Annotated in this window: 1 protein-coding gene; it reads left to right on the top strand. The window is 60.3% G+C overall.

The genetic code is table 11. From position 1 onward, the window contains the following. On the top strand, positions 1–416 hold a 416-nt coding region (locus JMA46_RS16815), incomplete at both ends, for an HNH endonuclease signature motif containing protein (RefSeq protein ID WP_207346493.1).

Below are 416 nucleotides of genomic sequence, written 5' to 3'. Positions count from 1 at the left end.
CATGAAAGCAGAACGCTACACACTACGGGAAAGCGAAAAAGCACTCCTGCGCGCCCTAGCCGGCGGCTGCTACTTCCCGAACTGCCCCAACCCCGTCATGGACACCGACACAGACCACCTCACCGCCTACGAACACGGCGGGAAAACAACCCTGACCAACCAAAGACCAGCCTGCCAACGCCATCACCTGCTCAAACACTTCAAAGACGACAAAACCAGACACGGCCACTACCGCCGCGAACACGACCCGGAACGAACCAAGATCCGCCTCCGCGGCTGGAAACCCCTTCCCACCACCAACGGCACCACCGCCTGGCTCAGCCCCTCCGGAAACTACCACCGACCCCAACACCACGAACCCCGACCACCGGCCTACCCCAAATGGCTCAAAAAACGCCTCAACAACGCACTCAACA

It is taken from the genome of Arthrobacter sp. E3 (assembly GCF_017353415.1).
Taxonomy (GTDB): Bacteria; Actinomycetota; Actinomycetes; order Actinomycetales; family Micrococcaceae; genus Specibacter.
The sequence above is the reverse complement of the archived record's forward strand: the minus strand, read 5'-3'. Positions and strand labels throughout refer to the sequence as shown.